A 23866-nucleotide genomic window follows, 5' to 3' on the forward strand; every position below is an offset into this window, starting at 1 on the left:
GTTGCGATAAGCTCCTCTCTATGTGCGCATATTTGCGGACGGCCAAGGCTGTCCGCTTTTTTGGGGGCAGCACACCCCTTGGACAGATCGTTCCCACGCTCTGCGTGGTAACGCCGCTCTGGACGCTCTGCGTCCATCGTATGTGACGCAGAGCGTCACGGGATGCATTCCCACGCAGAGCGTGGGAACGATCAGGTAGAAAAATGATTTTCAGGACCGTGGCACATGCTTGAGCATCCGCTACAACGCTTCTTCAAATCCTTGCGCGAACGTCCGGTGTTTGCGTGGGAGCGCTATCAGATGCGCGATGTGCTGGTGATCGACCATCCGTTGTGTCAGGCGGTGTTCAGTCGGCAGGGCGCGCAATTGCTGCACTTCCAGCCAAAGGGTCAGAAACCCTGGCTGTGGTGCGCGGCGAAGTGGCCGCATGTCGGTGCGATTCGCGGCGGCGTGCCGGTGTGTTGGCCGTGGTATGGCCGTCATCCGAGCGAAAACGCCTGGCCGTCCCATGGCTGGGCGCGTTTGCTCGACTGGAAACTGCTCGACAGCAGCAGTGATGACGATGGCGTGCACCTGCACTGGCAGTTACAGCTGTGCGACTGGCAAGTGGACTTGCACGCGCACCTGGGTGAACGCATGGATTTGCATCTGAGCACCGAGCATCAGGACGACATGCCGTGCCAGTTGAGCCAGGCGTTGCACGCCTATTGGCGTATTGGCGACGTGGGCGAGGTAGCGCTGTCTGGGCTCGACGGCGCGCACGGTTACGACCAGTTGAGCCGCCAGGTTTGCCAGCAAGAAGGCGAGTTGCGGGTCGACGGCGGTTGTCAGCGAGTGTTCCAGCATGACGGTGAATTGCAGCTCAAGGACCACGCCTGGCAGCGCGAGTTGTGCATCGACACCGGTGACCATGCAGACACGGTGGTCTGGCATCCGGGCTCGCGGCCGTTGCTGGGCGTGAGCTGGAACGAGGTTTTAGAGTTTGTCTGCGTGGAAGCGGCCAGCGGCGGGACCGACAGCCTGTGCCTGCCGCCGGGGGAGCGGGCGCATTTGAGTTTGCAGGCGCGGGTGGGGGCGTGATGATTGTTCCCACGCTCCGGCGTGGGAATGCAGCCCGTGACGCTCCGCGTCACTGGACGCGGAGCGTCCCTAGAGGCATTCCCACGCAGAGCGTGGGAACGATCGGCATGGGTTAATTAAACTCATCGCCAACCGGATACCGACTGGCATTCAGGCTTTCCTTGATCTTGCGCAAATGCGGCTGGAAATCCACGCCCCGGCGCAGGGTCATGCCGGTGGCGAGCACATCGAGCACGGTCAGCTGAATGATCCGTGACGTCATCGGCATATAGATATCGGTGTCTTCCGGCAACGGGATGTTCAGGCTCAAGGTACTGGCCTTGGCCAGCGGCGAACCCTCGGCCGTCAGGCCCAGCACCGAGGCGCCGTTTTCCCGGGCAATGCGCGCCACTTCCACCAGTTCGCGGGTGCGACCGGTGTAGGAAATGATCACGAACAACTCACCGGTATGAGCCACCGAGGCAATCATGCGCTGCATCAGCACGTCGGCATGAGCGGTCACCGCCAGATTGAAGCGGAAGAATTTGTGCTGCGCATCCAGCGCCACCGGGGCCGAGGCACCGAGGCCGAAGAAGTGGATCTGCCGGGCCTGGATCAACAGGTCGACGGCACGGCTGATCAGGTTCGGGTCAAGCGCCTGCAACGCACTGTCCAAAGAGGCGATGGCGCTGCCGAAAATCTTTTTCGTATACGCTTCCGGATTGTCATCGGCTTCAACCGCCCGGCTGACATACGCCGCGCCACTGGCCAGGCTCTGGGCCAGTTGCAGTTTCAGTTCCGGGTAGCCGCTGACACCGAACGAACGACAGAAACGGTTGACTGTCGGCTCGCTGACCTTAGAGGCTTGGGCGAGGGCGGCGATGCTGAACCGGGTGGCCTGCTCTGGGTTGAGCAGGATCACTTCGGCGACTTTGCGTTCTGCCTTGTTCAGGTCTTCAAGGCGACTCTGGATCTGTTCCAGTAAATTTCGCACGCGGTCCATTACATGTTCCTTAGGTCAGCAGCACAAATAAGCGTTCGGCTAATGCAAATTGGGCCTTTGATGCGGCCCATAACGGTGGCCTATCCTACTGATGGCTCCGACTGACCACCACTCGGAATCTGTATTTTGCGAAAATGTTGTGGTTATTACTACATTTTCCCTTGAGTGATGCCTTGAAAAAAGGTATTTGTAGCTTAACTTGATAAAAGAACAAACATCATGCCTTCGATTACGGTTGAACCGTGCACCTTTGCCTTGTTCGGCGCTCTCGGCGATCTAGCCTTGCGCAAGCTGTTTCCTGCCCTCTATCAACTCGATGGTGCCGGCCTGCTTCATGAGGATACGCGCATTATCGCGCTGGCCCGTGAACCCGGCAGCGAGCAGCAACATCTGGCATTCATCACCGCCGAGTTGCGCCGCTACGTGGGCGCCAAAGAGCTGGATGAAGCAGTGGTCGAGCGCTTCCTGGCCCGCTTGAGCTACCTGCACGTCGACTTCCTCAAGGCGGACGACTACGTCGCCCTGGCCGAGCAGGCCGGCAGCGCCCAACGGGTGATTGCCTACTTCGCCACCCCGGCAGCGGTTTATGGCGCTATTTGCGAGAACCTGTCGAAGGTCGGCCTGACCGAAAACACCCGCGTGGTGCTGGAAAAGCCTATCGGTTCGGATCTGGAATCCTCGCGCAAGGTCAATGACGCCGTAGCGCAGTTCTTCCCGGAGAATCGCACTTACCGCATCGACCACTACTTGGGCAAAGAGACCGTACAAAACCTGATCGCCCTGCGTTTCGCCAACAGCCTGTTCGAAACCCAGTGGAACCAGAATTACATCTCCCACGTGGAAATCACCGTGGCCGAGCAGGTCGGGATCGAAGGCCGTTGGGGCTATTTCGACAAGGCCGGGCAGCTGCGGGACATGATCCAGAATCACCTGCTGCAATTGCTCTGCCTGATCGCGATGGACCCGCCGGCCGACCTGTCTCGCCGACAGCATCCGTGACGAGAAAGTCAAAGTCCTCAAGGCACTGGCGCCGATCAGTCCGGAAGGCCTGACCACTCAAGTGGTGCGCGGCCAGTACATTGCCGGCCACAGCGAAGGCAAATCGGTACCCGGGTATCTGGAGGAACCGAACTCCAACACCCAGAGCGACACCGAAACCTTCGTCGCCCTGCGTGCCGACATTCGCAACTGGCGCTGGGCCGGCGTGCCGTTTTACCTGCGCACAGGCAAGCGCATGCCGCAAAAGCTGTCGCAGATCGTCATCCACTTCAAGGAACCGTCGCACTACATATTCGCCCCTGAGCAGCGCTTGCAGATCAGCAACAAACTGATCATCCGCCTGCAACCGGACGAAGGCATTTCCTTGCGCGTGATGACTAAAGAACAAGGCCTGGACAAGGGCATGCAGCTGCGCAGCGGTCCGTTGCAGCTGAATTTTTCCGACACTTATCGCAGCGCGCGGATTCCCGACGCCTACGAGCGGTTGTTGCTGGAAGTGATGCGCGGCAATCAGAACCTGTTTGTCCGTAAAGATGAAATCGAAGCCGCGTGGAAGTGGTGTGACCAGTTGATCGCCGGGTGGAAAAAATCCGGTGATGCGCCCAAGCCGTACGCGGCCGGGTCGTGGGGGCCGATGAGCTCCATTGCACTGATTACGCGGGACGGGAGGTCGTGGTATGGCGATATCTGAATTGAAGCTGCCTCAGGGCGTCAGCGCCCATGAGTTCAAAAGCCCGGTGTTGCTGGCCGAAGGCCTGGCATTGACGGTGGCCAAGCAACTGAGCGACGCGATTGCCGCACAAGGCGCCGCGACGCTGGTGGTGTCTGGCGGGCGCAGCCCGGTGGCGTTTTTCCAGCACCTGGCCAAGCAGGCGCTGGACTGGTCGAAAGTGGTTGTCAGCCTGGCTGACGAGCGCTGGGTGCCGGTGGAACATGCCGACAGCAATGCCGGTCTGCTCAAGCGTTACCTGTTGCAAGGCCTGGCGGCCAAGGCTCAGTTTCTGAGCCTCTACAGTGCCACCGCCAACCTGGAACAGGCCGCCGAGCAGGCGGATCGCTTGCTCGCCGAATTGCCGTCGATCGACGTGCTGGTGCTGGGCATGGGTGACGACGGTCATACCGCGTCGCTGTTCCCCAACAGCCCGAACCTGGCCGACGCCTTGAAAGTCGACGGCACCCGTCGTTGCTGGCCGATGCTGGCGCCGACCGTGCCCCATCAACGCCTGACCATGAGTCGCGCGCTGCTGGCCTCGGCGAAGCACACCGTTCTATCGATTTCCGGTCAGTCCAAGCTGACCACCCTGAATGCCGCACTGGCCGGTGACGATGTCGCCGCCATGCCGATTCGGGCGTTTCTGCAACCTACGTTAGAGATTTACTGGTGCCCATGAACCAAGGATCAGCCGCTATGACAAACACATCCCCGACCGTTTCCATGGCGGACAAAGTTGCCCTGATCGACAGCCTCTGCGCCAAGGCGCGGATCCTGCCAGTGATCACCATCGCTCGTGAACAGGACATACTGCCGTTGGCCGACGCCCTGGCGGCCGGTGGCCTGACGGCATTGGAAGTGACCCTGCGTTCGCAGTTCGGCCTCAAGGCGATCCAGATCCTGCGCGAGAAGCGTCCGGAATTGGTCACCGGTGCCGGCACCGTGCTTGATCGCAGCATGCTGGCCGCCGCTGAAGCGGCTGGTTCGCAATTCATCGTTACGCCGGGCATCACCCGTGATCTGCTCGAAGCCAGTGTCGGTAGCCCGATCCCGCTGCTGCCGGGCATCAGCAACGCCTCCGGCATCATGGAAGGCTATGGCCTGGGTTATCGCCGTTTCAAGCTATTCCCGGCGGAAGTCAGCGGCGGCGTCGCGGCCATCAAGGCCCTGGGCGGCCCGTTCGGCGAAGTAAAATTCTGCCCGACTGGCGGCGTCAGCCCGGCCAACATCAAGAGCTACATGGCGTTGAAAAACGTGATGTGCGTGGGCGGTAGCTGGATGCTTGACCCTGAGTGGATCAAGAACGGCGACTGGGCCCGCATCCAGGAGTGCACCGCCGAGGCGTTGGCCCTGCTGGACTGATTCACCGGATTTTTACCAAACACTTCGTTGTGTGTTCTACGGCTTTACGGTGCACTTGGTCGGTGCGCCGTTTTTTTTGCCTGAAACAAAACCTCTGTGGGAGCGGCGGTGCGGCGATCCCACAGGACATCATGCGATACATAGTTACCGCATCTCGCCGCTCGTCCAGCGTTAACCTGCGTTCATCTTAGGAAGAGAGAACGTCATGGAAGACAACACTGCAATTACATCCCCACCTCCGGCTTGCCAACTGTCACCCGAACAGATCGCCGGCCCGTATTTTCGAAACCCGAAACTGATCAGACGAAACATCAGCGAAGGCATGGATGGCGTTCCCCTTGTGCTGCGACTGACGATCGTCGATGCCATGACCGGTCAACCGGTTAGGGGGCGTTGGTCGATATCTGGCATTGCAATGCGCGCGGGGCGTATTCGGGCTGGAGCAAGGTCGACCCGGACAAGGAGGTCGACGTCGGTGATATCGGCTCGATCCCGCGTACCGATGACGGTACTTACCTGCGCGGCGGGCAGTTCACCGACAAAAAAGGCATCGTGCGGTTTACCACCATTTATCCGGGGTATTACGCCGGGCGCGCCCTGCACATCCACGTCGCTGTTCGCATCACGGCCGGCAACAACTATCTGGAAGAGCGACATGTCGCCTGGGTTGGGCAGCTTTATTTTCCCGAGATCGCCTCTAGATCGGTGCTTAACGCCCGTGAGTACAGTGGTCGAGCCGTCTCGCCACTGACCAACAATCAAGATTTTTTCTATGAAACCATGGGCGGCGAAGCTTCGACCCTAAATGTGCATACCCTCGGCCGAGACTCGAACGAAGACGGCTTTTTCGGCCACATGACCATCGGTGTCGACACGTTTGCGCTGTCATCGCAAATCAAGCCCGAAGACTTCGACAAATACACCGTGTGATCTCAGCGCAATTCAGTCAGGGCCCGGGCCAGCAGATCCATGTCGGCTGCGGTGGTGGTGAGCCCCGGCGTAATGCGGATGCACGGGCCACACGCCGCACCGCTGCGCGCCACGGTAAACAGGTTGTAGTCGTTGAGCAGTCGCTCGACCATCACCTGCTGATCGGCATGCAGGGTAAAGCGCATCGAGGTGATGCCGCAATACAGGCCTGGATCATCCGGGGTCATGACTTCGATTCCCGGTAACCCCCGAACGGCATTGACCCATCGGTTGCGCAGGTAATTGAGCCGCATGCCCTTGGCGACGGAACCGCCCATGGCGTGATGTTCTTCGAACACTAGCGGCAGGGTCAGCAGGGCCGGGATGTTCGGAGTGCTGTACGGCGTGCGGGCGCGAATGTCGGTGACCGGGAAATGCATTTCGCCCATGTCCGGGTCGATATCAGCCAGTCGCTGAGGGGCGATGTAAATAAAGCCCAGGGTCAGCGGCGCACCGATCCATTTGTGCAGGTTGTAGCCGGCAAAGGCGATGCCCAGTTCATCGAGATTGAACTCGATCTGACCGAGGGCATGGGCGCCGTCGAGAATTACGTCGATGCCGTGTTCCTTGGCGGCAGCGGCAATTGCCTGTACCGGCATTACCAACCCGGTGCGATGGGTGACGTGAGTCAGGGCCATCAGCTTCAAGCGCGGATAGCGCACGAAAGCTTCGCGGTAAGAGGTGAGTAAACTGTCGAAACTGGCGGGGTGGCGGTGTTCGATCTCGATCACTTCCACGCCTCGATAGCGCGCCAGCCAACGCATCGCGCCCTTGACCGTGTCGTACTCCAGATCGCATATCAGCACCTGATCGCCCGGCTCCAGGCGGTTGTAGTTGCGGATCAGCGATTGCAGGCCATCCGAGGCATTGCGGGTGAGGGCGACGGCTTCGGCGGGGGCACCGATCAGCTCGGCCAATTGCGCACGAATCTTGACGCTTTCGCCTTGTTCGAAGCGCTGGCGCACATGCACCGAGTTGCCACGGTTGATAAGTTCGATGTTGCGCTGATACTCCTCGACCACGGTGCGCGACATGCGCCCGAAGTAGCCGTTCTCCAGGTTCAGGGGACCCGGTTCGACAGCATAGCGGTCGGCAAAGGTCTGCCAAAAGGCTTCATCGCGGGAACGGCGGGTGTTATCGGGCATGAGCTACTCGGTGAGATCGGCGGGTCAGTGGCGAGGGGCTGGTTTGCCATGTTTGGCGCGCAGCGGTTCAAGCAGCTCCGACAAGCCGTTGTGGTCGATTTCCTGCATCAAGGCCAGCAAGCCGCCCAGTTCACCGTGGGGGAAACCTTCGCGAGCGAACCAGTTCAGGTACTGGCCGGGCAGGTCGGCGATGATGCGGCCCTTGTATTTGCCGAAGGGCATTTCGCGGGTAATCAGCAGTTCGAGCTTTTCGGGATTCATCATCAGTCGTCTTGATTCAAAACAGTCTGGAAAATACAGGCATTCTGCATGCAGGCCAAATGACAGATCATGCAAAAAAAGCGGATACAGATTTCGACTTGTAAGCCAACCGATTGAAATATAAGTAAAAAGACGTCAATTCAAAGCTGGCATGCAGGGTGCAACTACTAATTGCATCTTTCATCAACCGCAAGGAATTGAAAAATGACTGACATTAATAAAGACGCGATCTCTGTACTCAACGACCTGATTGAAACCAGTAAAGACGGTCAGGAAGGGTTCAAGACTTGCGCTGAAGACATCAAACATCCAGAACTCAAAAACCTGTTCATTCAGCGCTCCGCCGACTGCGCTGCTGCCGCTGCCGAACTGCAGGCCACTGTGCGTTCCCTGGGCGGTGATCCGGAAACCTCCACCAGCGTCAGCGGCGATCTGCACCGTCGCTGGGTCGACGTGAAGGCGATGTTCACCGGCAAGGATGAAGAGGCAGTGCTGAACGAAGCCGAACGCGGTGAAGACCATGCGCTGAAGGCTTACAAGGACGCACTGGAAAAAATCAACAAGGACAACCTGGTGAGCATTCGTGACATCGTTGAACGCCAGTATCACGGCGTACAACGCAACCACGATCAGGTGAAAGCCCTGCGTAACCAGGCTCGCGCACGCTCGTAAGCGTTCGTTATCTGTCAAAAACGCCAGCCAGTCTGGCGTTTTTTTGTGTTCGGGATTGTGGGAGAACGATAACGCTGCATTCACTGTGGCGAGGGGGCTTGTCTGTGGCGAGGGAGCTTGCTCCCGTTCGGCTGCGGAGCAGTCGTAAAATCTGCCACCGCGCCTGATCAGGTGAATCGAGGTGCTCGATTGGGGGGGCGCTGCGCACCCCAGCGAGAGCAAGCCCCTCGCCACGGAAAGCCCAGCCACAGTTGGGCAGTGAATCAGCCGATGCTGATCGCCGGCAGGATAGGCAACGTCACGGTCTGTTGCTTGCGCGGCGCCAGAATCTCCGCCTCGCCATCCACCACCAACTCATCGCGCTGGTTGAACACCTGAGTGGCGATGCGCACACGAAACTTCGGCAGTTTCTCAAGAATTTCCAGGCGCACAGTCAGCGTGTCGCCAATTTTCACTGGCTTCTGAAAGCTCATCGTCTGACCGATATAGATAGTTCCCGGCCCAGGCAACTCGCAAGCCACCGCCGCGCTGATCAATGCGCCGCTGAACATGCCGTGGGCGATACGCTCCTTGAACATGCTGGCAGCGGCGAATTCGGCGTCCAGGTGCACCGGGTTGTGGTCGCCGGACATCGCGGCGAACAACTGAATGTCGCGCTCTTCGACGGTCTTGCTGTAGCTGGCGGTCTGGCCGATTTCGAGGGCTTCGTAAGGGGTGTTGGTAACCTGGGTCATCTGTCTCGATTCCTGTGACGAATTAAATAAATCCACAAAAAACTATTCGGCCCTGGGTGGCCGACGGTTGCTCAAGGCCTGGGCGATCCAGTTCAGCACATCGGCAGTCACTTCGTCGCGGTTGCTCTCGTTAAACAGTTCATGCCGGGCCTGCGGGTAAACAGTCAGCTGCAGGCTCTGGCAGCCAGCGTCGCGCAGGGCGTGGGCCAGATCTTTCAGACGTTTGCCTTCGCTCACCGGATCACATTCACCGCCAATTATCAGCAGCGGCAGGCCCGGATCGATCTGGGCGAGATTGGACGCTTTGCTGATTTGCTGCAAGCCACCGAGCAAATCGATCCACAGTTGATTGGTGCAGCGAAAGCCGCAGAGCGGGTCACTGGCGTATTTGTCGACTTCGGCCGGGTCGCGGCTCAGCCAGTCGAACGGCGTGCGTGCCGGTTTGAATTTCTTGTTGAATGAGCCAAACGACAGCCACTCGATCAGCGCGCTACGCCCCTTGGGCCCTTGGCGCAGGCGTTCGAGGCGAGCAATCTGTCGCGCTGCGCGATAGAGTGCCACGGGCTGGAAGTTCGAGCCGCTGAGAATCGCCCCGTGCAGGCTGGCGCTGTGGTGCAGCAAATAAGCCTGGGCGATGTAGCTGCCCATGCTGTGGCCCAGCAACACGATCGGAACGCCGGGATGCTGTTGGCCGATATGTTGGTTAAGGCTGGCCAGGTCGCCGACCACTTTGCACCAGCCATCATTGTCGGCGAAATGGCCCAGCGTACCGTTTTCGGCGGATTTGCCATGTCCACGCAGGTCCGGAGCGTACACACCATAATCCTGATCACAGCATGCTTGCGCCAGACGAGCGTAGCGACCGCTGTGTTCTGCCATGCCGTGGGCCAGCAGGATCACCGCCTTGAGCGGCGCGGACGGCAGCCACTGGTTGACGAAGAGGCGGCTGCGGTCACTCGCGGTCAGCCAGAAAGTGTCGTGGATCATGGCGATTCCTTTGCGTTGGACTGCATGAGACTGCTGGGTGGAAAACAGCCTCGATGCATTGTATAGCGCATCCATCGCCGACCGTCTGATCAGGCCACGGCGGGGCAGCAAGATTCACGCGATCTATGACGCCCATGCGCATATTTGCCTGATTCACCATAGCTGCTAGTGTCCGGGAAGCACCGTTTTTCGTTTCTTGTTATAGAGAAGGACAGAAAGCGGCCCCCGGATAGCTCAGGTAAAGAGGACAAAAATAATGCAACCTGATTTCTGGAATGACAAACGCCCGGCCGGCGTGCCCCTGGATATTGACCTTGGGGCCTATAAGTCGGTGATCGAGGTGTTCGAGCGTTCCTGCAAGAAATTTGCTGACCGCCCGGCGTTCAGCAACATGGGCGTGACCCTGACCTACGCCGAACTGGAACGCTACAGCGCTGCGTTCGCCGGTTACCTGCAAGCCCACACCGACCTGGTGCCGGGGGATCGCATCGCGGTGCAGATGCCCAACATCCTGCATTACCCGATTGCCGTGTTCGGTGCCTTGCGCGCCGGGCTGATCGTGGTCAATACCAACCCGTTGTACACCGCGCGGGAGATGCGTCATCAGTTCAAGGACTCCGGTGCCCGGGCGCTGGTGTACCTGAACGTGTTCGGACAGAAGGTCCAGGAAGTGCTGCCCGACACCGACATTCAGTACCTGATCGAAGCGAAGATGGGCGACCTGATGCCCACCGCCAAGGGCTGGCTGGCCAATACCCTGGTGAGCAAAGTCAAGAAGATGGTCCCGGACTATTCCTTGCCGCAGGCGATTTCCTTCAAGAGCGCGCTGCGTCTGGGCCGGGGCCTGGGCATCAAACCGTTGAGCGTCGGCCTCGACGACATCGCCGTGCTGCAATACACCGGCGGCACCACCGGGCTGGCCAAGGGTGCCATGCTGACCCACGGCAACCTGGTGGCGAACATGCAGCAGGCGCGGGCGTGTCTGGGGCAATTCGGTGCAGACGGCCAGCCGCTGCTGCGCGAAGGCCAGGAAGTAATGATCGCGCCGCTGCCGCTTTACCATATCTATGCGTTCACGGCGAACTGCATGTGCATGATGGTGACCGGCAACCACAACGTGTTGATCACCAATCCACGGGACATTGGTAGCTTCATCAAGGAACTGAAGAACTGGCGGTTTTCGGCACTTCTGGGGCTCAACACACTGTTCGTTGCACTGATGGACCATCCCGATTTCAAGACCCTGGATTTCTCCAGCCTCAAACTCACCAACTCCGGCGGTACCGCGCTGGTCAAGGCCACGGCCGAGCGCTGGGAACAGCTCACCGGTTGCCGCGTCACCGAGGGCTACGGCCTGACCGAAACCTCGCCGGTGGCCTGCACCAACCCTTACGGCGACAAGTCGCGCATCGGCACGGTCGGCCTGCCAGTGCCGGGCACCACCCTTAAAGTGATCAACGATGAAGGCGTCGAGCAGCCGCTGGGCGAGCGTGGCGAACTGTGCATCAAGGGCCCGCAGATCATGAAGGGCTACTGGCAGAAGCCCGAAGCCACCGACGAAGTGCTGGACGCCGACGGCTGGTTCAAGTCGGGCGACATTGCGGTGATCGACCCGGACGGTTTCGTGCGCATCGTCGATCGCAAGAAAGACATGATCATCGTCTCGGGCTTCAACGTGTACCCCAACGAGATCGAAGACGTGGTGATGGCCCACCCGAAAGTCGCCAGCTGCGCGGTGATCGGCGTGCCGGACGAGCGTTCGGGGGAGGCGGTGAAGTTGTTCGTGGTGGCCCGTGAATCCGGAGTCAGCCTTGAAGAACTGAAGGCGTACTGCAAAGAAAACTTCACGGCGTACAAAGTGCCCAAACACATCGTATTGCGTGAGTCGTTGCCGATGACGCCGGTGGGCAAGATTCTGCGGCGGGAGTTGCGTGAGATCGCCTGATCGTTGAATGGCCGCGCTTCGCGCGGATCGCAGGCAAGCCTCGTTCCTACAAGTCCAGCGTTGTTCACAAAGCGGTGAACGACGCGAACCCTGTAGGAGCGAGGCTTGCCCGCGAAGTTTTTAAGCGGCTGAAACCCCGGTTTCAAAGGCTTTCAAGGTGCTATAGAATTTTTGCTCTAAAAGTGACTATTGAATATTCAAGAGTCATAAATGTGACCGTAGAGGCCGTTTTAGGCTCTAGTCGGCCCTTGGCAAAGCTGCTACTCTCGGCGCGCTTTGTGACTTCTCGGCCTTGTAAAAGCCAGATTCACCAATAAAACACACACCAATAATAATCGCATCAAATGCGGTGAAGAATTCGCGTTGCTGAGGAGTGGGCTTCCATGATCGAAGACTTTTGGAAGGATAAGTACCCAGCTGGAATTGCTGCCGAGATCAATCCAGACGAGTATCCGAATATTCAGGCAGTGTTGAAGCAATCCTGCCAACGCTTCGCTGACAAACCGGCATTCAGCAACCTGGGCAAGACAATCACCTACGGTGAGCTGTACGAATTGTCCGGTGCCTTTGCTGCTTACCTGCAACAGCATACCGATTTGCAGCCAGGCGATCGAATCGCCGTGCAACTGCCCAACGTGTTGCAATACCCGGTCGCCGTTTTCGGTGCGATCCGCGCCGGGCTGATCGTGGTCAACACCAACCCGTTGTACACCGCGCGGGAAATGGAACACCAATTCAACGACTCCGGTGCCAAAGCCCTGGTCTGCCTGGCCAATATGGCGCATCTGGCCGAGACCGTCGTGCCGAAAACCGGCGTCAAGCACGTGATCGTCACTGAAGTGGCCGACCTGCTGCCGCCGCTCAAGCGTCTTCTGGTCAACAGCGTCATCAAATACGTGAAGAAGATGGTTCCGGCGTATCACTTGCCCAAGGCCATCAAATTCAATCACGTGCTGAGCAAGGGCCATGGCCAGCCAGTGGCTGAAGCCAACCCGGCCAGCAGCGATGTTGCCGTGCTGCAATACACCGGCGGCACCACCGGCGTGGCCAAGGGCGCGATGCTGACCCACCGCAACCTGGTGGCGAACATGCTGCAGTGCAAGGCGCTGATGGGCTCCAACCTCAACGAAGGTTGCGAAATCCTGATCACCCCGCTGCCGCTGTACCACATCTATGCCTTCACCTTTCATTGCATGGCGATGATGCTGATCGGCAACCACAACATCCTGATCAGCAACCCGCGCGACCTGACGGCGATGGTCAAGGAACTGTCGAAGTGGAAGTTCAGCGGTTTCGTCGGCCTTAACACGCTGTTCGTTGCGCTGTGCAACAACGAAGCGTTCCGCAAGCTGGATTTCTCCAGTCTGAAAATCACCCTGTCCGGCGGCATGGCCTTGCAACTGGCCGCGGCCGAGCGCTGGAAAGCGGTCACCGGTTGCCCGATCTGCGAAGGTTACGGCATGACCGAAACCAGTCCGGTGGCCACGGTGAACCCTAGCCAGAACATCCAGATCGGCACCATCGGTATTCCGGTGCCATCGACTCTGTGCAAAGTCATCGACGATGCCGGCGTTGAACAGCCGTTGGGCGCCATCGGTGAGCTGTGTGTGAAAGGTCCGCAAGTGATGAAGGGCTACTGGCAGCGTCAGGACGCCACCGATGAAATACTCGACAGCGAAGGCTGGTTGAAGACCGGTGACATCGCGCTGATCCAGCCAGACGGCTACATGCGCATTGTCGATCGCAAGAAAGACATGATCCTGGTCTCCGGTTTCAACGTGTACCCCAATGAGCTTGAAGACGTGCTGGCGACTCTGCCGGGCGTGCTGCAATGTGCGGCCATCGGTGTGCCGGACGAGAAATCGGGCGAGGCGATCAAGATTTTCATCGTCGCCAAACCGGGCGTGACCCTGACCAAGGAACAGGTGATGGAGCACATGCGCGCCAACGTCACCGGCTACAAAGTACCGAAAGCCGTGGAGTTCCGCGACGCACTGCCGACCACCAACGTCGGCAAGATCCTGCGCCGCGAACTGCGCGACGAAGAGCTGAAGAAACTGGGCGTGAAGAAAGTAGGCGCTCTAGCCAAACAAAAGCCCCGCAGTGCGGGGCTTTTTGTTGCCTGACTGATCGAGAACGCTTTTGTGGCGAGGGAGCTTGCTCCCGCTCGGCTGCGCAGCAGTCGTAAAAGCTGCCACCGGCCTGATCAGATGAATCAAGGTGACTGATTTGGGGGCGCTGCGCACCCCAGCGGGAGCAAGCTCCCCTCGCCACAGTAGTCCTCAGTACAGACGGGTGGTTACTGACGGAACTGCGCGAAATCAACGTTGGTACCGGCCGGGCGCATGTCCTGCAGGTAGGAGTCCTTGTCGGCGCTCAGTTCCAGGCTCAAGGCAGCTTTACGCTTGCCCTGGTTGCGCACCACCAGGCCTTCGAGTTTCTCGCGCAGGAACACCGTCGGCACTTTCAGGTGCAGCAGTTCGTCGGTATCCGGGGTGTGCATCAGCAAGTGAATCCATTCGTACTGACCAACGGCCAGGCGCGCGACCGGAATATCGAACCAGAAGATATTGCGGTTGCGGTTCAATTCGGTGAAATGGCAGTTGTTGACGCCAAGCACTGCACCGCCGAGTTCCTGGTTTCTGCGGGCAATGGCCAGTTTTTTATCGAGTTTCATAACGTTCCTACGGGATTGGATCTTCAGCGCCATGGCCTGAATACGTTGCGCATTCTCGGGGCAAAGCCTGTAAACATAAAGCCTGATCTGCGAAATGTCCGGTTAATAAATAAATGAAACTCCGTGTAAAGGCCCCCGGTCAACCCTTGTGTAACCATTTTCCCCGTTGAAATGTTCACAGGAGAAATGCCATGAGCAGCACCGGCGATAAAGTAAAAGGTATGGCAAACGAAGCGGCCGGCAACGTCAAGCAAGGCGTCGGCAAGGCCACTGGCAACGAGAGGCTGCGCTCCGAAGGCGTGGCGCAGGAGAGGAAAGGCGAAAACCAGCAGGCGATCGGCAAAGCCAAGGATGCTCTTAAAAAAGGCATCGACAAGGCGTAATCCGGACTTTGACGAGTAATAGAAACGGCCATCCGCGGATGGCCGTTTCTGTGTCAGCTTGAACTTGAGCAAGGAAATTGTTTCAAAGTCGCCAAGTAGGCTACTTTGTTGTAGAAAACGGCCCCTGAGTCGCCATGACTTCAACCTTTTTGCGGCGAAAGGAGACGCTAATGTTTTTTCCGACCATGAAAGGTTTGCCCCTGCATCGGGTGATGATGCGCACGGTCACCGAGTTCGTCGACGACGAGATGTCGACCTATGCCTCGGCACTGGCCTATCAGATGCTATTCTCGCTATTCCCTTTCATCCTGTTCCTGATCGCCCTGATCGGTTTCCTGCATTTGCCGGACTTCTTCTCCTGGCTGCGCCTGCAATCAGAACTGGTTTTGCCGCCCCAGGCGCTGGAGCAGGTGAACCCGGTGATTGACCAGCTCCAGCAATCCAAGGGGGGGTTATTGTCGGTAGGTATCGTGATCGCCCTGTGGACCGCATCCGCTGGTGTGCGGCTGATGATGAGCGCGATGAACGCCGCGTATGACGTGGTCGAAGGCCGTCCGGTCTGGAAACGCTTTCCGCTGTCGATTTTCTACACCATCGGCATCGCCGGCATGTTGCTGATGGCCGCCGCGCTGATGGTACTCGGGCCACAGGTGATGGGCTGGATCGCCGCGCAAGTCGGCCTTGAAGATTTCATCGTGACTGTCTGGACCATCGTTCGCTGGCCGGTGGTGGTGATTCTGCTGATGATGGCGGTGGCGCTGATTTACTACGTCATGCCCGACGTCAAACAAGAGTTTCGCTTTATCACCCCGGGTGCGGTGTTGTCTGTGGTGGTCTGGATCATCGCTTCGCTGGGCTTCGGTCTCTACGTCAAAACCTTCGCCAACTACAACGCCATGTATGGCAGTATCGGCGCGATCATCGTGTTGCTGCTGTACTTCTATATTTCCGCCGCAGTGTTGTTGCTCGGCGCGGAAATGAACGCGGTGATCGAGCACATGTCATCCGAAAACAAGAAACACGGCGAAAACGTGCCCGAAGAACCCAAACACCACGTTTCGGGACTGGGACGGGACCACTCAATCAAGCCGACCACTGACGAAGCCATAAAATGATCCGTGAAATTCTGAAAATGGGCGATGAACGCCTGCTGCGTATTGCCCCACCGGTACCGGCAGAAATGTTCGACAGCCCAGAGTTGTGGCAGCTGATCGACGACATGTTCCAGACCATGGAAAGCGTCGGCGGAGTTGGCCTGGCCGCGCCGCAGATCGGTGTCGACCTGCAACTGGTGATCTTTGGTTTCGAACACAGCGAACGCTATCCGGACGCCGAAGCGGTGCCGCAGACGATTCTGATCAATCCGCTGATCACGCCATTGAGCCCGACCCTCGAAGAGGGTTTCGAAGGCTGCCTGTCGGTGCCGGGCCTGCGCGGAGCGGTGGATCGTTATCAGCAGATTCGCTATGAAGGTTTCGATCCCAAGGGCGAGTCGATCGTGCGCATCGCCTCGGGATTTCACGCGCGGGTGGTGCAGCATGAATGCGATCACCTGATCGGCCGTTTATACCCTTCGCGCATCAGTGATTTCAGCAAGTTCGGGTTTACCGAGGTGATGTTCCCGGACCTGGACCCAGCGACGGACGAGTGACACTGCCCTTCGAATCCAGCACAAAACCAATGTGGGAGCGAGCCTGCTCGCGATGAGGCCCTGACAGTCACTATTTATGGTGACTGTTACACCGCTATCGCGAGCAGGCTCGCTCCCCACATTTATTCTTCACTGGTCTCTAGTGCTTCGGTTCCAGCCCCATCGCAATCATCGGTTTGCTGCGCGCATAACGGCTCAACCGTTCAGCCATCGCGTAGGGCAGGGGCGGGTCGAATGTAAAGCCGCGACGCTCATAAAAGCCACGTAAATCCGGATGACAGAACAACCAGACCGGCTCATCGAGATGCTTGACGGCGTGGTCGATCAACGCCGCGGCGATCCCTTGCTCGCGACAGCGCGGGTCGACGAACAGCCCGGTCAGCCAATGCCCGCCGGCCACTGGCCGCAAACATAACGCCGCAATGATCTCATCGCGTTTTGCCACCCACAGCCGAGCGTCGCGGACTGCTTTCATCGACGATTGGTGGGCGCGGTAAAACTTGTTCATCAACGGCCACAACGGCTCGTCGAGCAAGGTGTACTGGGTGTTGGGCATGGGCCTGGACTGTCAGTGCGCAAAGCGGATGATTATAAAAGAACGCCGGCTCAGGGATAGGTGTATACCTGATCTCACATCCCCTATGAGTGGAGTACGTATCATGTCCAAAGGTATGGATTCAAAGAAAGCGGCAAAGAAGAAGCCGGCGAAAACCGCCGATGAAAAACGTTCGGACAAGAAGGCCAAGAAGGTGGGTGTGTTCGGCCACTGATCCCGCGTCAACGGAGCCCGAGTCCTCGGGCTCCTGCTTTTTACGTCTATCGAAATAACCAGACAATCTGCAAGAAACCCCTGCGCCGTTGCACAGAGAGGGATAGGTTCCCATTCTGAGCAAAGCCATGCCCCATTACTTTGACGCTGTCCACCGTGAAGAAATCGAAACCCTGCGCCAACGCCTGACCGCTCGCACCGAGTGGCCGACCTGGCTGCTGTTGATCGGCGTGTACGTCGGCTGGTTCAGCCTTGTCCTGGGCAGTGACCGATTGGGTTTGTGGTGGAGCACGTTGTTGCTGATTTCACTGTTGGTGTTGTGGTTGTCGGTGCAGCACGAATTGCTGCACGGCCATCCCACCCGTTGGCAAACGCTGAACAAAGTCCTCGGGTATGCGCCATTCGCGGTCTGGTATCCCTACACCCTGTACCGCGACAGTCATTTGCGGCATCACCGCGACGAAGACCTGACCCTCCCCGGTCGCGATCCGGAAAGCCGTTACCTGAGCGCTGAACAGTGGCAACGCAGTTCGTTGTTCGAACAGGGCCTGCACAGGCTGAACAAAACCGTGTTCGGGCGCTGTGTCCTCGGTGCGCCACTGGCCTTGCTGGCGCTGGCCTGGGAAGAGCTGCAACGGCTAAAAACGGGTGAGCGCCAAGCCTGGTTGATGTGGCTGACCCACGGCGCGCTGACGCTGTTGATGCTGACGGTCATCGCGCGCTACAGCGCGTTGCCAGTCTGGCATTACCTGTTGCTGATCAGCGTGCCGGCGCTGTCGATTGCGATGATCCGCTCCTTCTATGAACACCGTCCCCACGTGCAACCCGAGCAACGCACCGTCATCAACGAAGCGGCATGGCCGTGGCGCTGGCTGTTCTTGAACCTCAACCTGCACTTGGTGCATCACGACTTGCCGGGCCTGTCCTGGTACGACTTGCCACGGGTCTATCACGCTCGTCGCGAGCAATGGCTGGCGCGCAGTGGCGGGTTTCTGGTGCAGGGTTATGCTCAGTTGGTGCGTCAGAACGGGGTGAAGGCCATCGACAGTCCGCGGCATCCGTTTAGTTGATGCATGGTCACCATTGAACCCTGTAGGAGCGGCGGTGCGGCGATCCGACTTGCCCGCGATTGCTATGTCACATCCAACACACCTGTTGACTGGGCCAACGCTATCGCGGGCAAGCCCGTTCCCACAGGGTTACTTGTTGCCTGGAAGATTTTGATGACTCAACACATCGCCGAACTCCTGATGTACACCGCCCCCAAACCCATCCGCGCGGCGAGCGAGCGCTGGCTCTCGCGCATCCTCGAACACTTGGGCCATGCTCGTTTGAGTGCCGAAGGGCTGTCGCTGATGGACCTTTGGCTGTCCCCGCACCTGTTGCTGACCCAGACCTGCGGCTATCCGCTGATGACGCAACTGCGCGGTAAAGTTCGGGTTATCGGTCGGCCTCGTTACGAACTTCCGGACAGCAACGGCGGTAACCATTGCAGCCTGTTATTAACTCGCGCCGATGATCCTCGATGGACCTTGTCGGCCTTTCGGGGTAGTCGCTGTGTGATCAACGGTGAAGACTCCAACAGTGGCATGAACCTGTTACGCCACCGATTGGCACCGTTGCAGCGCGACGGCGAATTTTTTGCCACTGTCGCCATCAGCGGCAGCCACCGCGAAAGCCTGCGTTGGCTGCGTGATGACCTGGCGGACCTGGCCGCCATCGACAGTGTGACCTTCGCCTATCTCGCGCAGTATTCCCAGGCCGAGGTCGAAGGCCTGCGCGTGTTGGCGCGCACGGCGTTCAGTCCGACCCTGCCTTACATCGCAGCCGCTGGCACCACTGATGAGCAGGCTGAACAGCTTCGGCAGGTGATGAATCAGACGTTGAAGGAGCTGCCCGACGTCGCCGAGACTTTGGGCCTGCAAGAAGTGCTGCCCGCCAGCGAGAGCGACTATCAAGTCATTCTCGATTATCAGCAGGAGGCCGAAGCGCTGGGGTACGGGCGGTTGCGATGAGGCTTGAGGCCAGTGCCGACAATCCCGTCAATCGCGGGCAAGCCACGCTCCTGCAGGATTTCGGTGGACTTGTGGGAGCGTGGCGCACGCGATAGCGATGTGTCAGGCGCCGCTTATTTAAATTCATTAATGGAATATAAAAATTCGTTTTAAGTATTATTAATGAATAAGGCTCTTTGCTAGGATCGCGTCACCGGATCACCGGACATTCAGCGACCCCTAACCCATGGAGCCTCTATGTCCGGCGCCGACTTTTCCCATCGCAACGACGTGGGCGGATTGTTCCGCGCCCACTACGCCTGGCTGTGCGCACGGCTGCGCCGATTCCTGGGAGCCAATCCCAGCGTCGAAGACATCGCTGCCGAGACCTTCGTGCAGTTGCTCGAATTGCCAGGCCTGACGCCAATTCGCGAACCTCGCGCCTTGCTCACCACCATTGCCCATCGGTTGATTTATCAGCTGTGGCGCCGTCGCGATCTGGAACGCCAGCACTTCGGCCAGTTACCGACGATTGACCCGCTCGGCGGACCATCGCCTGAAGACCTGGCGCAGTTTTCCCAGGCCCTGACACGCCTTGATCAAACCCTCGACCGCCTTCCGGGCAAGGTCAGGGCAACCTTCCTGCTGTCCCGAATCGACGGCCTGACCTACCCACAAATCGCCACCGAACTGGGCATTTCCCAGCGCTCGGTCAGCGTCTACATGACCCGCTCCCGAGCACTGTGCGCCGAGCACAGCGCCAACGAACCCTTGAGCCGATTACCCCTGACCCAGAGGTCCGCATGAGATCGATCAAAACCCTGCTCGGCAGTTCGCTGCTGACCCTGAGCCTTGTGGCTGGCCACGTTCCGGCCGCAGAAAAAAACGCGCCCATCCACTTCGGCGACATCACCTGGGAAAGCGGCAGCCTGATCACCGAGATCCTGCGGTTGATCGTCGAGAAAGGTTACGGCTACCCGACCGATACTTTGCCGGGCAGTACCGTCAGCCTTGAAGCAGCCTTGGCGAAGAACGATATTCAAGTGATCGGCGAAGAGTGGGCGGGGCGCAGTCCGGCCTGGGTGAAGGCGGCCTCGGAGGGCAAAGTGTTTGGTTTGGGTGACACGGTCAAAGGCGCAACCGAAGGTTGGTGGGTGCCGGAATATGTGATCAAGGGCGACCCGGAACGCGGCATTAAACCTTTGGCGCCGGAGCTGAAATCCGTCGCCGATCTGGCGCGCTACAAGGACGTGTTCCGCGACCCGGAAGACCCAAGCCGCGGACGTTTCCTCAACAGCCCGACCGGTTGGACGTCGGAGATCGTCAACAGCCAGAAACTCAAGGCTTATGACCTGACTGCCAGCTACGTCAACTTCCGCACCGGTTCCGGCGCGGCGCTGGATGCCGAGGTCGCTTCATCGATCCGTCGTGGCAAACCGGTGCTGTTTTACTACTGGTCGCCGACGCCACTGTTGGGCCGCTTCAAACTGGTGAAACTCGAAGAACCGCCGTTCGACGCGCAAGCCTGGAAGACCCTGGCCGATGCCAACAACCCGAACCCCAAGGGCACGCGTTCGATGCCGGCCAGTCTGGCCATCGGCGTGTCGGCGCCGTTCAAGGCGCAGTACCCGGACCTGGTGGCGTTCTTCGAAAAGGTCGATTTGCCGATCAATCTGCTGAATCAGACCCTCGGGCAAATGAGCGAAAAACGCCAGCCACCGCGTCAAGTCGCCGAAGCGTTTTTGCGTGATCATCCGCAGGTGTGGAAGGGCTGGGTGTCGGGGGAGGTGGCCACGAAGGTGAGTGGGAGTTGGTAGCTTCTGTCTTATGTTTTTTAGTGCTTGAACTACCGCTTTCGCGAGCAAGCCCGCTCCCACATTTTGATTGTCGGTGTTGGCAAATACCGTGTTCACAGCGGATCCACTGTGGGAGCGGGCTTGCTCGCGAATGATCTCAAGCCTTACACCAACTCCGCAGCCAACGCCGCTTTCACGCTTGGCCGCGAATCAACCCTGGCCTGAAATTGCGCCAACGCCGGCCACCGATTCAAATCGATGCCAAACAACTGCGTCCAACGCAACACGGTAAACAGATACGCATCAGCAATACTGAATCCGCCAGCCAGCAAATAATCCTGTCTCTCCAGCGTCTGACTCAGCACGACAAAACGCTTGAACAGCTTCTCTTTGATGAGCACCTTCACGTCATCCGGAAACTGCGAATTGAACAGCCAACCCAGCCCGCCATGAATCTCGGTCGAAACGAAGTTCAGCCATTCCTGTAAACGCACCCGCTGGAACGTCCCGTTCGCCGGTGCCAGGTTCGTCTCGGGTCGTAGATCCGCCAGGTACTGCAGAATCGCCGGGCCTTCGGTCAGCACATCACCATTTTCCAGCTGCAATGCGGCGACGTAGCCTTTGGGATTAATGGCGAGGAAGTCCTCGCCGGTGATGGTTTTCTTGGTGCTGTTGTCGACGCGGATCAACTCGAACGGTAAATCCAGTTCGCGCAGCACAATGTGCGGCGCCAATGAGCAGGCTTGCGGGGCGTAATACAACTTCATGGGCAGGGCTCTGGTTGCAGGTTTGCGCCAGTGTCATAGTGCGCGGCACGCTTGGTAAAATTAATCTTTCAGAACATTGCCATTAGGAAAGCTACTGCCATGATGAACCTGATGCACTGGCGAATGGTGGTGGCGGTGGCCGATACCGGCAACATTACCCGGGCCGCCGAGCGGGTCGGAATGACCCAGTCCGGTGCCAGTCAGGCGCTGGCACTGATCGAAGAAACCCTGGGTGTTCAGCTGTTCAGCCGGGAAAACCGCCAGACGCTGCCAACCGCCATCGGCTTGCCTGTGATCGAACACGCGCGAACCATGCTGGGTGCCCTCGAAAACATTCGCAGTACCGTCGACGCTACTAAAGATATCCAGCGCGGGACAATCCGCCTGGCCAGTTTTCCGTTGGTGCTGACGACCTTTCTGCCGCCGCTGCTGCGCCAGTTCAATCGGCTTTACCCCGGCATTCAAGTGGTGGCGCTGGAGGTCAGCGACGATGAAGTGGAAACGCTGCTCGGCGCCGGACTGGTGGATGTCGGCGTGGTGTTGAACCCGGCGCCCGCGCGCAATGCCGGTCGTTTGGGGTGTGATGCCTGGGTGGCGGTTTTGCCTGGTGGCCATCCCTTGGCGCGATGCTCGAATGAAGAGGGCGTCTCACTGGCGGAACTGGCGGAGCAACCCTTTGTGCTGGCCACCGGCGGCTGTTCGACCAATGCCCGCAGCCTGGCGGCCGATGCCGGGTTGCAGTTGCAGGATGTGCGGGCCGAGGTGCGTGAATGGAGCAGTGCGTTCACCCTGGTGCGGGAAAACATCGGCGTGACCCTGGTGCCGGAAATGACCCTGCCGGCCAATCGCCAAGGTTTGCGCATAGTGCCTGTGACGCCGCGTATCGATCGCGAATTTGCGTTGGTAGTCGCGCCCGATAAAGAACCTTCGGCGGCGGTGCGGGCGTTGTTGGGGATGCTCGCAGATCATCAGTTTTCGGCTGGTTAGCCAGGGAACCGAAAGAGGCCCATTGACGGGTAATGCCAGTCAGTTCAGAGCAATCCATGTGGGAGCGGGCTTGCTCGCGAAGACGGCGACACAATCAACATCAATGTCGTCTGATACACCTCTGTCGTCGGAACGCCGCCGAGCGGCAGAGGTCGACCGCACACCCTCGGGTTACAGCGCAAGAATCACGTTGCCCGGATTCTGGAGACGCACCGTCAAGGAAACCCAATAGGAATGTCGAACTGCTGAAACGCATCATCCTCCGGCCTATAACCCAACACCCGGGTAGTTTCACTGAGGTCCAGGCGTTTGAAACGGTTATTGGAAATACCGTGGGCGATCAGGTGTTGCACACCTTTGACCTCTACCGAGAGTTGCAGCAACTGCACTGCATCACGAGGGCTGAGCCACGCGCTCAGGTCGCGAGCGTTGGTCAATTCGTGACGGTCCGCAAACTCGAAAGCGCCGATGCGTATGGCGATGGTCGAGAGGTTGTGTTTGGCAGCGTAGAACGCACACAACGCTTCGCCATAACACTTGCTGACGCCATACAGATTGGCCGGCATCACCTGCATGCCCGGTGTGATCTGCCGGTCCACCGGATAGCCCTCAATGGTCTGCGCGCTGCTGGCGAACACCAACCGCTTACAACCCGCCGCCACGGCGGCTTCGAACAGGTAAGTGGTGGCCAGAATATTGTTGGGCAGTAACTCATCGAAAGAGGCGGTGGCGTGAGGGATGCCGGCCAGATGCACGATGACATCGATGCCTTTCAGCACTTCGCTTATGGTGGTGAGGTCGGACAAGTCCAGGCGTACAAAGCGATGCGGTGCATCGACATTGAAGTCGGGCTCAATGCGATCCGTCAGCACGAAGGTGTAGCGGTCCTGCGAAGCTTCGAAAAAGGTTTTGCCTATTCTGCCGCAGGCGCCGGTCAGCAGCACGTTGAGTCCGTTCATGGGGTTCTCTTTTTATGGAAGGGCAGAGGGGGCGG

Annotated in this window: 23 protein-coding genes and 2 pseudogenes; 16 read left to right on the forward strand and 9 right to left on the reverse strand. The window is 58.8% G+C overall.

Features of this window, described 5'->3' with window-relative positions; genetic code table 11:
* The first annotated feature begins 225 nt into the window (after positions 1–225).
* Positions 226–1080 (forward strand): D-hexose-6-phosphate mutarotase, encoded by an 855-nt coding sequence (locus tag AB4O41_RS23865; RefSeq protein WP_460144918.1) that lies wholly within the window; start codon positions 226–228, stop codon positions 1078–1080.
* 112 nt (positions 1081–1192) lie between these two features.
* Here AB4O41_RS23865 and AB4O41_RS23870 read toward each other — a convergent pair whose 3' ends face one another.
* Entirely contained in the window at positions 1193–2053 is an 861-nt protein-coding gene (locus AB4O41_RS23870) for a MurR/RpiR family transcriptional regulator (RefSeq protein ID WP_460148412.1), read from the reverse strand.
* A 228-nt stretch (positions 2054–2281) separates the two neighbouring features.
* On the opposite strand from AB4O41_RS23870, the pseudogene zwf reads away from it, so the two are divergent.
* The 4 genes and pseudogenes from zwf (at position 2282) to AB4O41_RS23890 (ending at position 6065) form a co-directional block, all read left to right on the forward strand.
* Positions 2282–3752: pseudogene (zwf, locus tag AB4O41_RS23875) on the forward strand (glucose-6-phosphate dehydrogenase).
* Positions 3739–4452, forward strand: coding sequence for a 6-phosphogluconolactonase (gene pgl / locus AB4O41_RS23880; protein ID WP_460144919.1), 714 nt, complete (start codon positions 3739–3741; stop codon positions 4450–4452). The pseudogene zwf and the gene pgl overlap by 14 nt, the downstream one beginning before the upstream one ends.
* Positions 4453–4469: 17 nt before the next feature.
* Entirely contained in the window at positions 4470–5135 is a 666-nt protein-coding gene (locus AB4O41_RS23885; RefSeq protein WP_460144920.1) for a bifunctional 4-hydroxy-2-oxoglutarate aldolase/2-dehydro-3-deoxy-phosphogluconate aldolase, read from the forward strand.
* 205 nt (positions 5136–5340) lie between these two features.
* Positions 5341–6065, forward strand: a pseudogene (locus AB4O41_RS23890) (intradiol ring-cleavage dioxygenase).
* Positions 6066–6067: 2 nt separating this feature from the next.
* Here the strand turns inward: AB4O41_RS23890 and AB4O41_RS23895 are convergent.
* Both AB4O41_RS23895 and AB4O41_RS23900 read right to left on the reverse strand, forming a co-directional pair.
* On the reverse strand, positions 6068–7249 hold the full coding sequence (locus AB4O41_RS23895; RefSeq protein WP_460144921.1) for an aminotransferase class V-fold PLP-dependent enzyme: 1182 nt from the start codon (positions 7247–7249) through the stop codon (positions 6068–6070).
* A 24-nt stretch (positions 7250–7273) separates the two neighbouring features.
* The gene (locus AB4O41_RS23900; RefSeq protein ID WP_007949456.1) at positions 7274–7510 is read right to left on the reverse strand and encodes a DUF3820 family protein; all 237 of its coding nucleotides are present in this window, start codon (positions 7508–7510) and stop codon (positions 7274–7276) included.
* A gap of 204 nt (positions 7511–7714) precedes the next feature.
* Here AB4O41_RS23900 and AB4O41_RS23905 point away from each other — a divergent pair, with 204 nt between their 5' ends.
* Positions 7715–8182: a PA2169 family four-helix-bundle protein gene (locus AB4O41_RS23905; protein WP_367372647.1), complete on the forward strand. Its 468-nt coding sequence runs from the start codon at positions 7715–7717 to the stop codon at positions 8180–8182.
* Between the two features lie 263 nt (positions 8183–8445).
* On the opposite strand, the gene AB4O41_RS23910 is transcribed toward AB4O41_RS23905, so the two are convergent.
* A complete protein-coding gene (locus AB4O41_RS23910) occupies positions 8446–8916 on the reverse strand; it encodes a MaoC family dehydratase (RefSeq protein WP_460144922.1) in 471 nt (156 codons plus the stop codon).
* A 42-nt stretch (positions 8917–8958) separates the two neighbouring features.
* Positions 8959–9903, reverse strand: a complete 945-nt coding sequence (locus AB4O41_RS23915; RefSeq protein WP_460144923.1) for an alpha/beta hydrolase — start codon at positions 9901–9903, stop codon at positions 8959–8961.
* A 256-nt stretch (positions 9904–10159) separates the two neighbouring features.
* Between AB4O41_RS23915 and fadD2 the strand changes: the two genes are divergently transcribed.
* Entirely contained in the window at positions 10160–11848 is a 1689-nt protein-coding gene (gene fadD2, locus AB4O41_RS23920) for a long-chain-fatty-acid--CoA ligase FadD2 (protein WP_460144924.1), read from the forward strand.
* A gap of 383 nt (positions 11849–12231) precedes the next feature.
* Positions 12232–13974 (forward strand): long-chain-fatty-acid--CoA ligase FadD1, encoded by a 1743-nt coding sequence (gene fadD1 / locus AB4O41_RS23925; RefSeq protein WP_460144925.1) that lies wholly within the window; start codon positions 12232–12234, stop codon positions 13972–13974.
* 173 nt (positions 13975–14147) lie between these two features.
* Here the strand turns inward: fadD1 and AB4O41_RS23930 are convergent, their stop codons facing one another.
* Positions 14148–14525, reverse strand: coding sequence for a hypothetical protein (locus tag AB4O41_RS23930; protein ID WP_095054314.1), 378 nt, complete (start codon positions 14523–14525; stop codon positions 14148–14150).
* 191 nt (positions 14526–14716) lie between these two features.
* Here AB4O41_RS23930 and AB4O41_RS23935 point away from each other — a divergent pair, with 191 nt between their 5' ends.
* The 3 genes from AB4O41_RS23935 to def all read left to right on the forward strand — a co-directional run bounded on the left by AB4O41_RS23935 (position 14717) and on the right by def (position 16559).
* Positions 14717–14908: a CsbD family protein gene (locus AB4O41_RS23935; RefSeq protein ID WP_460144926.1), complete on the forward strand. Its 192-nt coding sequence runs from the start codon at positions 14717–14719 to the stop codon at positions 14906–14908.
* A 170-nt stretch (positions 14909–15078) separates the two neighbouring features.
* Entirely contained in the window at positions 15079–16023 is a 945-nt protein-coding gene (locus tag AB4O41_RS23940) for a YihY/virulence factor BrkB family protein (protein WP_460144927.1), read from the forward strand.
* A complete protein-coding gene (gene def, locus AB4O41_RS23945; protein WP_460144928.1) occupies positions 16020–16559 on the forward strand; it encodes a peptide deformylase in 540 nt (179 codons plus the stop codon). The genes AB4O41_RS23940 and def overlap by 4 nt, the downstream gene beginning before the upstream one ends.
* Before the next feature lie 139 nt (positions 16560–16698).
* Here the strand turns inward: def and AB4O41_RS23950 are convergent, their stop codons facing one another.
* Positions 16699–17115 carry a GNAT family N-acetyltransferase gene (locus AB4O41_RS23950; protein ID WP_460144929.1) on the reverse strand — a complete coding sequence of 139 codons (417 nt, stop codon included), beginning with the start codon at positions 17113–17115 and terminating at the stop codon, positions 16699–16701.
* A gap of 341 nt (positions 17116–17456) precedes the next feature.
* On the opposite strand from AB4O41_RS23950, the gene AB4O41_RS23955 reads away from it, so the two are divergent.
* From AB4O41_RS23955 to AB4O41_RS23970, 4 genes are all read left to right on the forward strand, one after another.
* Positions 17457–18398: a fatty acid desaturase gene (locus AB4O41_RS23955; RefSeq protein ID WP_460144930.1), complete on the forward strand. Its 942-nt coding sequence runs from the start codon at positions 17457–17459 to the stop codon at positions 18396–18398.
* Positions 18399–18551: 153 nt separating this feature from the next.
* Entirely contained in the window at positions 18552–19343 is a 792-nt protein-coding gene (locus AB4O41_RS23960; protein WP_460144931.1) for a phosphate/phosphite/phosphonate ABC transporter substrate-binding protein, read from the forward strand.
* Positions 19344–19580: 237 nt separating this feature from the next.
* Entirely contained in the window at positions 19581–20129 is a 549-nt protein-coding gene (locus tag AB4O41_RS23965; RefSeq protein WP_460144932.1) for a sigma-70 family RNA polymerase sigma factor, read from the forward strand.
* Positions 20126–21139, forward strand: a complete 1014-nt coding sequence (locus tag AB4O41_RS23970; RefSeq protein WP_460144933.1) for an ABC transporter substrate-binding protein — start codon at positions 20126–20128, stop codon at positions 21137–21139. Before AB4O41_RS23965 ends, AB4O41_RS23970 begins: the two co-directional genes overlap by 4 nt.
* Before the next feature lie 143 nt (positions 21140–21282).
* On the opposite strand, the gene gstA is transcribed toward AB4O41_RS23970, so the two are convergent.
* Positions 21283–21885: a glutathione transferase GstA gene (gene gstA, locus AB4O41_RS23975; protein WP_460144934.1), complete on the reverse strand. Its 603-nt coding sequence runs from the start codon at positions 21883–21885 to the stop codon at positions 21283–21285.
* Positions 21886–21984: 99 nt separating this feature from the next.
* On the opposite strand from gstA, the gene AB4O41_RS23980 reads away from it, so the two are divergent.
* Complete coding sequence (locus tag AB4O41_RS23980) at positions 21985–22872, forward strand: LysR family transcriptional regulator (RefSeq protein WP_460144935.1); 888 nt, start codon at positions 21985–21987, stop codon at positions 22870–22872.
* 215 nt (positions 22873–23087) lie between these two features.
* Here AB4O41_RS23980 and AB4O41_RS23985 read toward each other — a convergent pair whose 3' ends face one another.
* On the reverse strand, positions 23088–23831 hold the full coding sequence (locus AB4O41_RS23985; protein ID WP_460144936.1) for an NAD-dependent epimerase/dehydratase family protein: 744 nt from the start codon (positions 23829–23831) through the stop codon (positions 23088–23090).
* Positions 23832–23866 lie beyond the last annotated feature (35 nt).

The organism is Pseudomonas sp. S2_A02, from assembly GCF_054668495.1.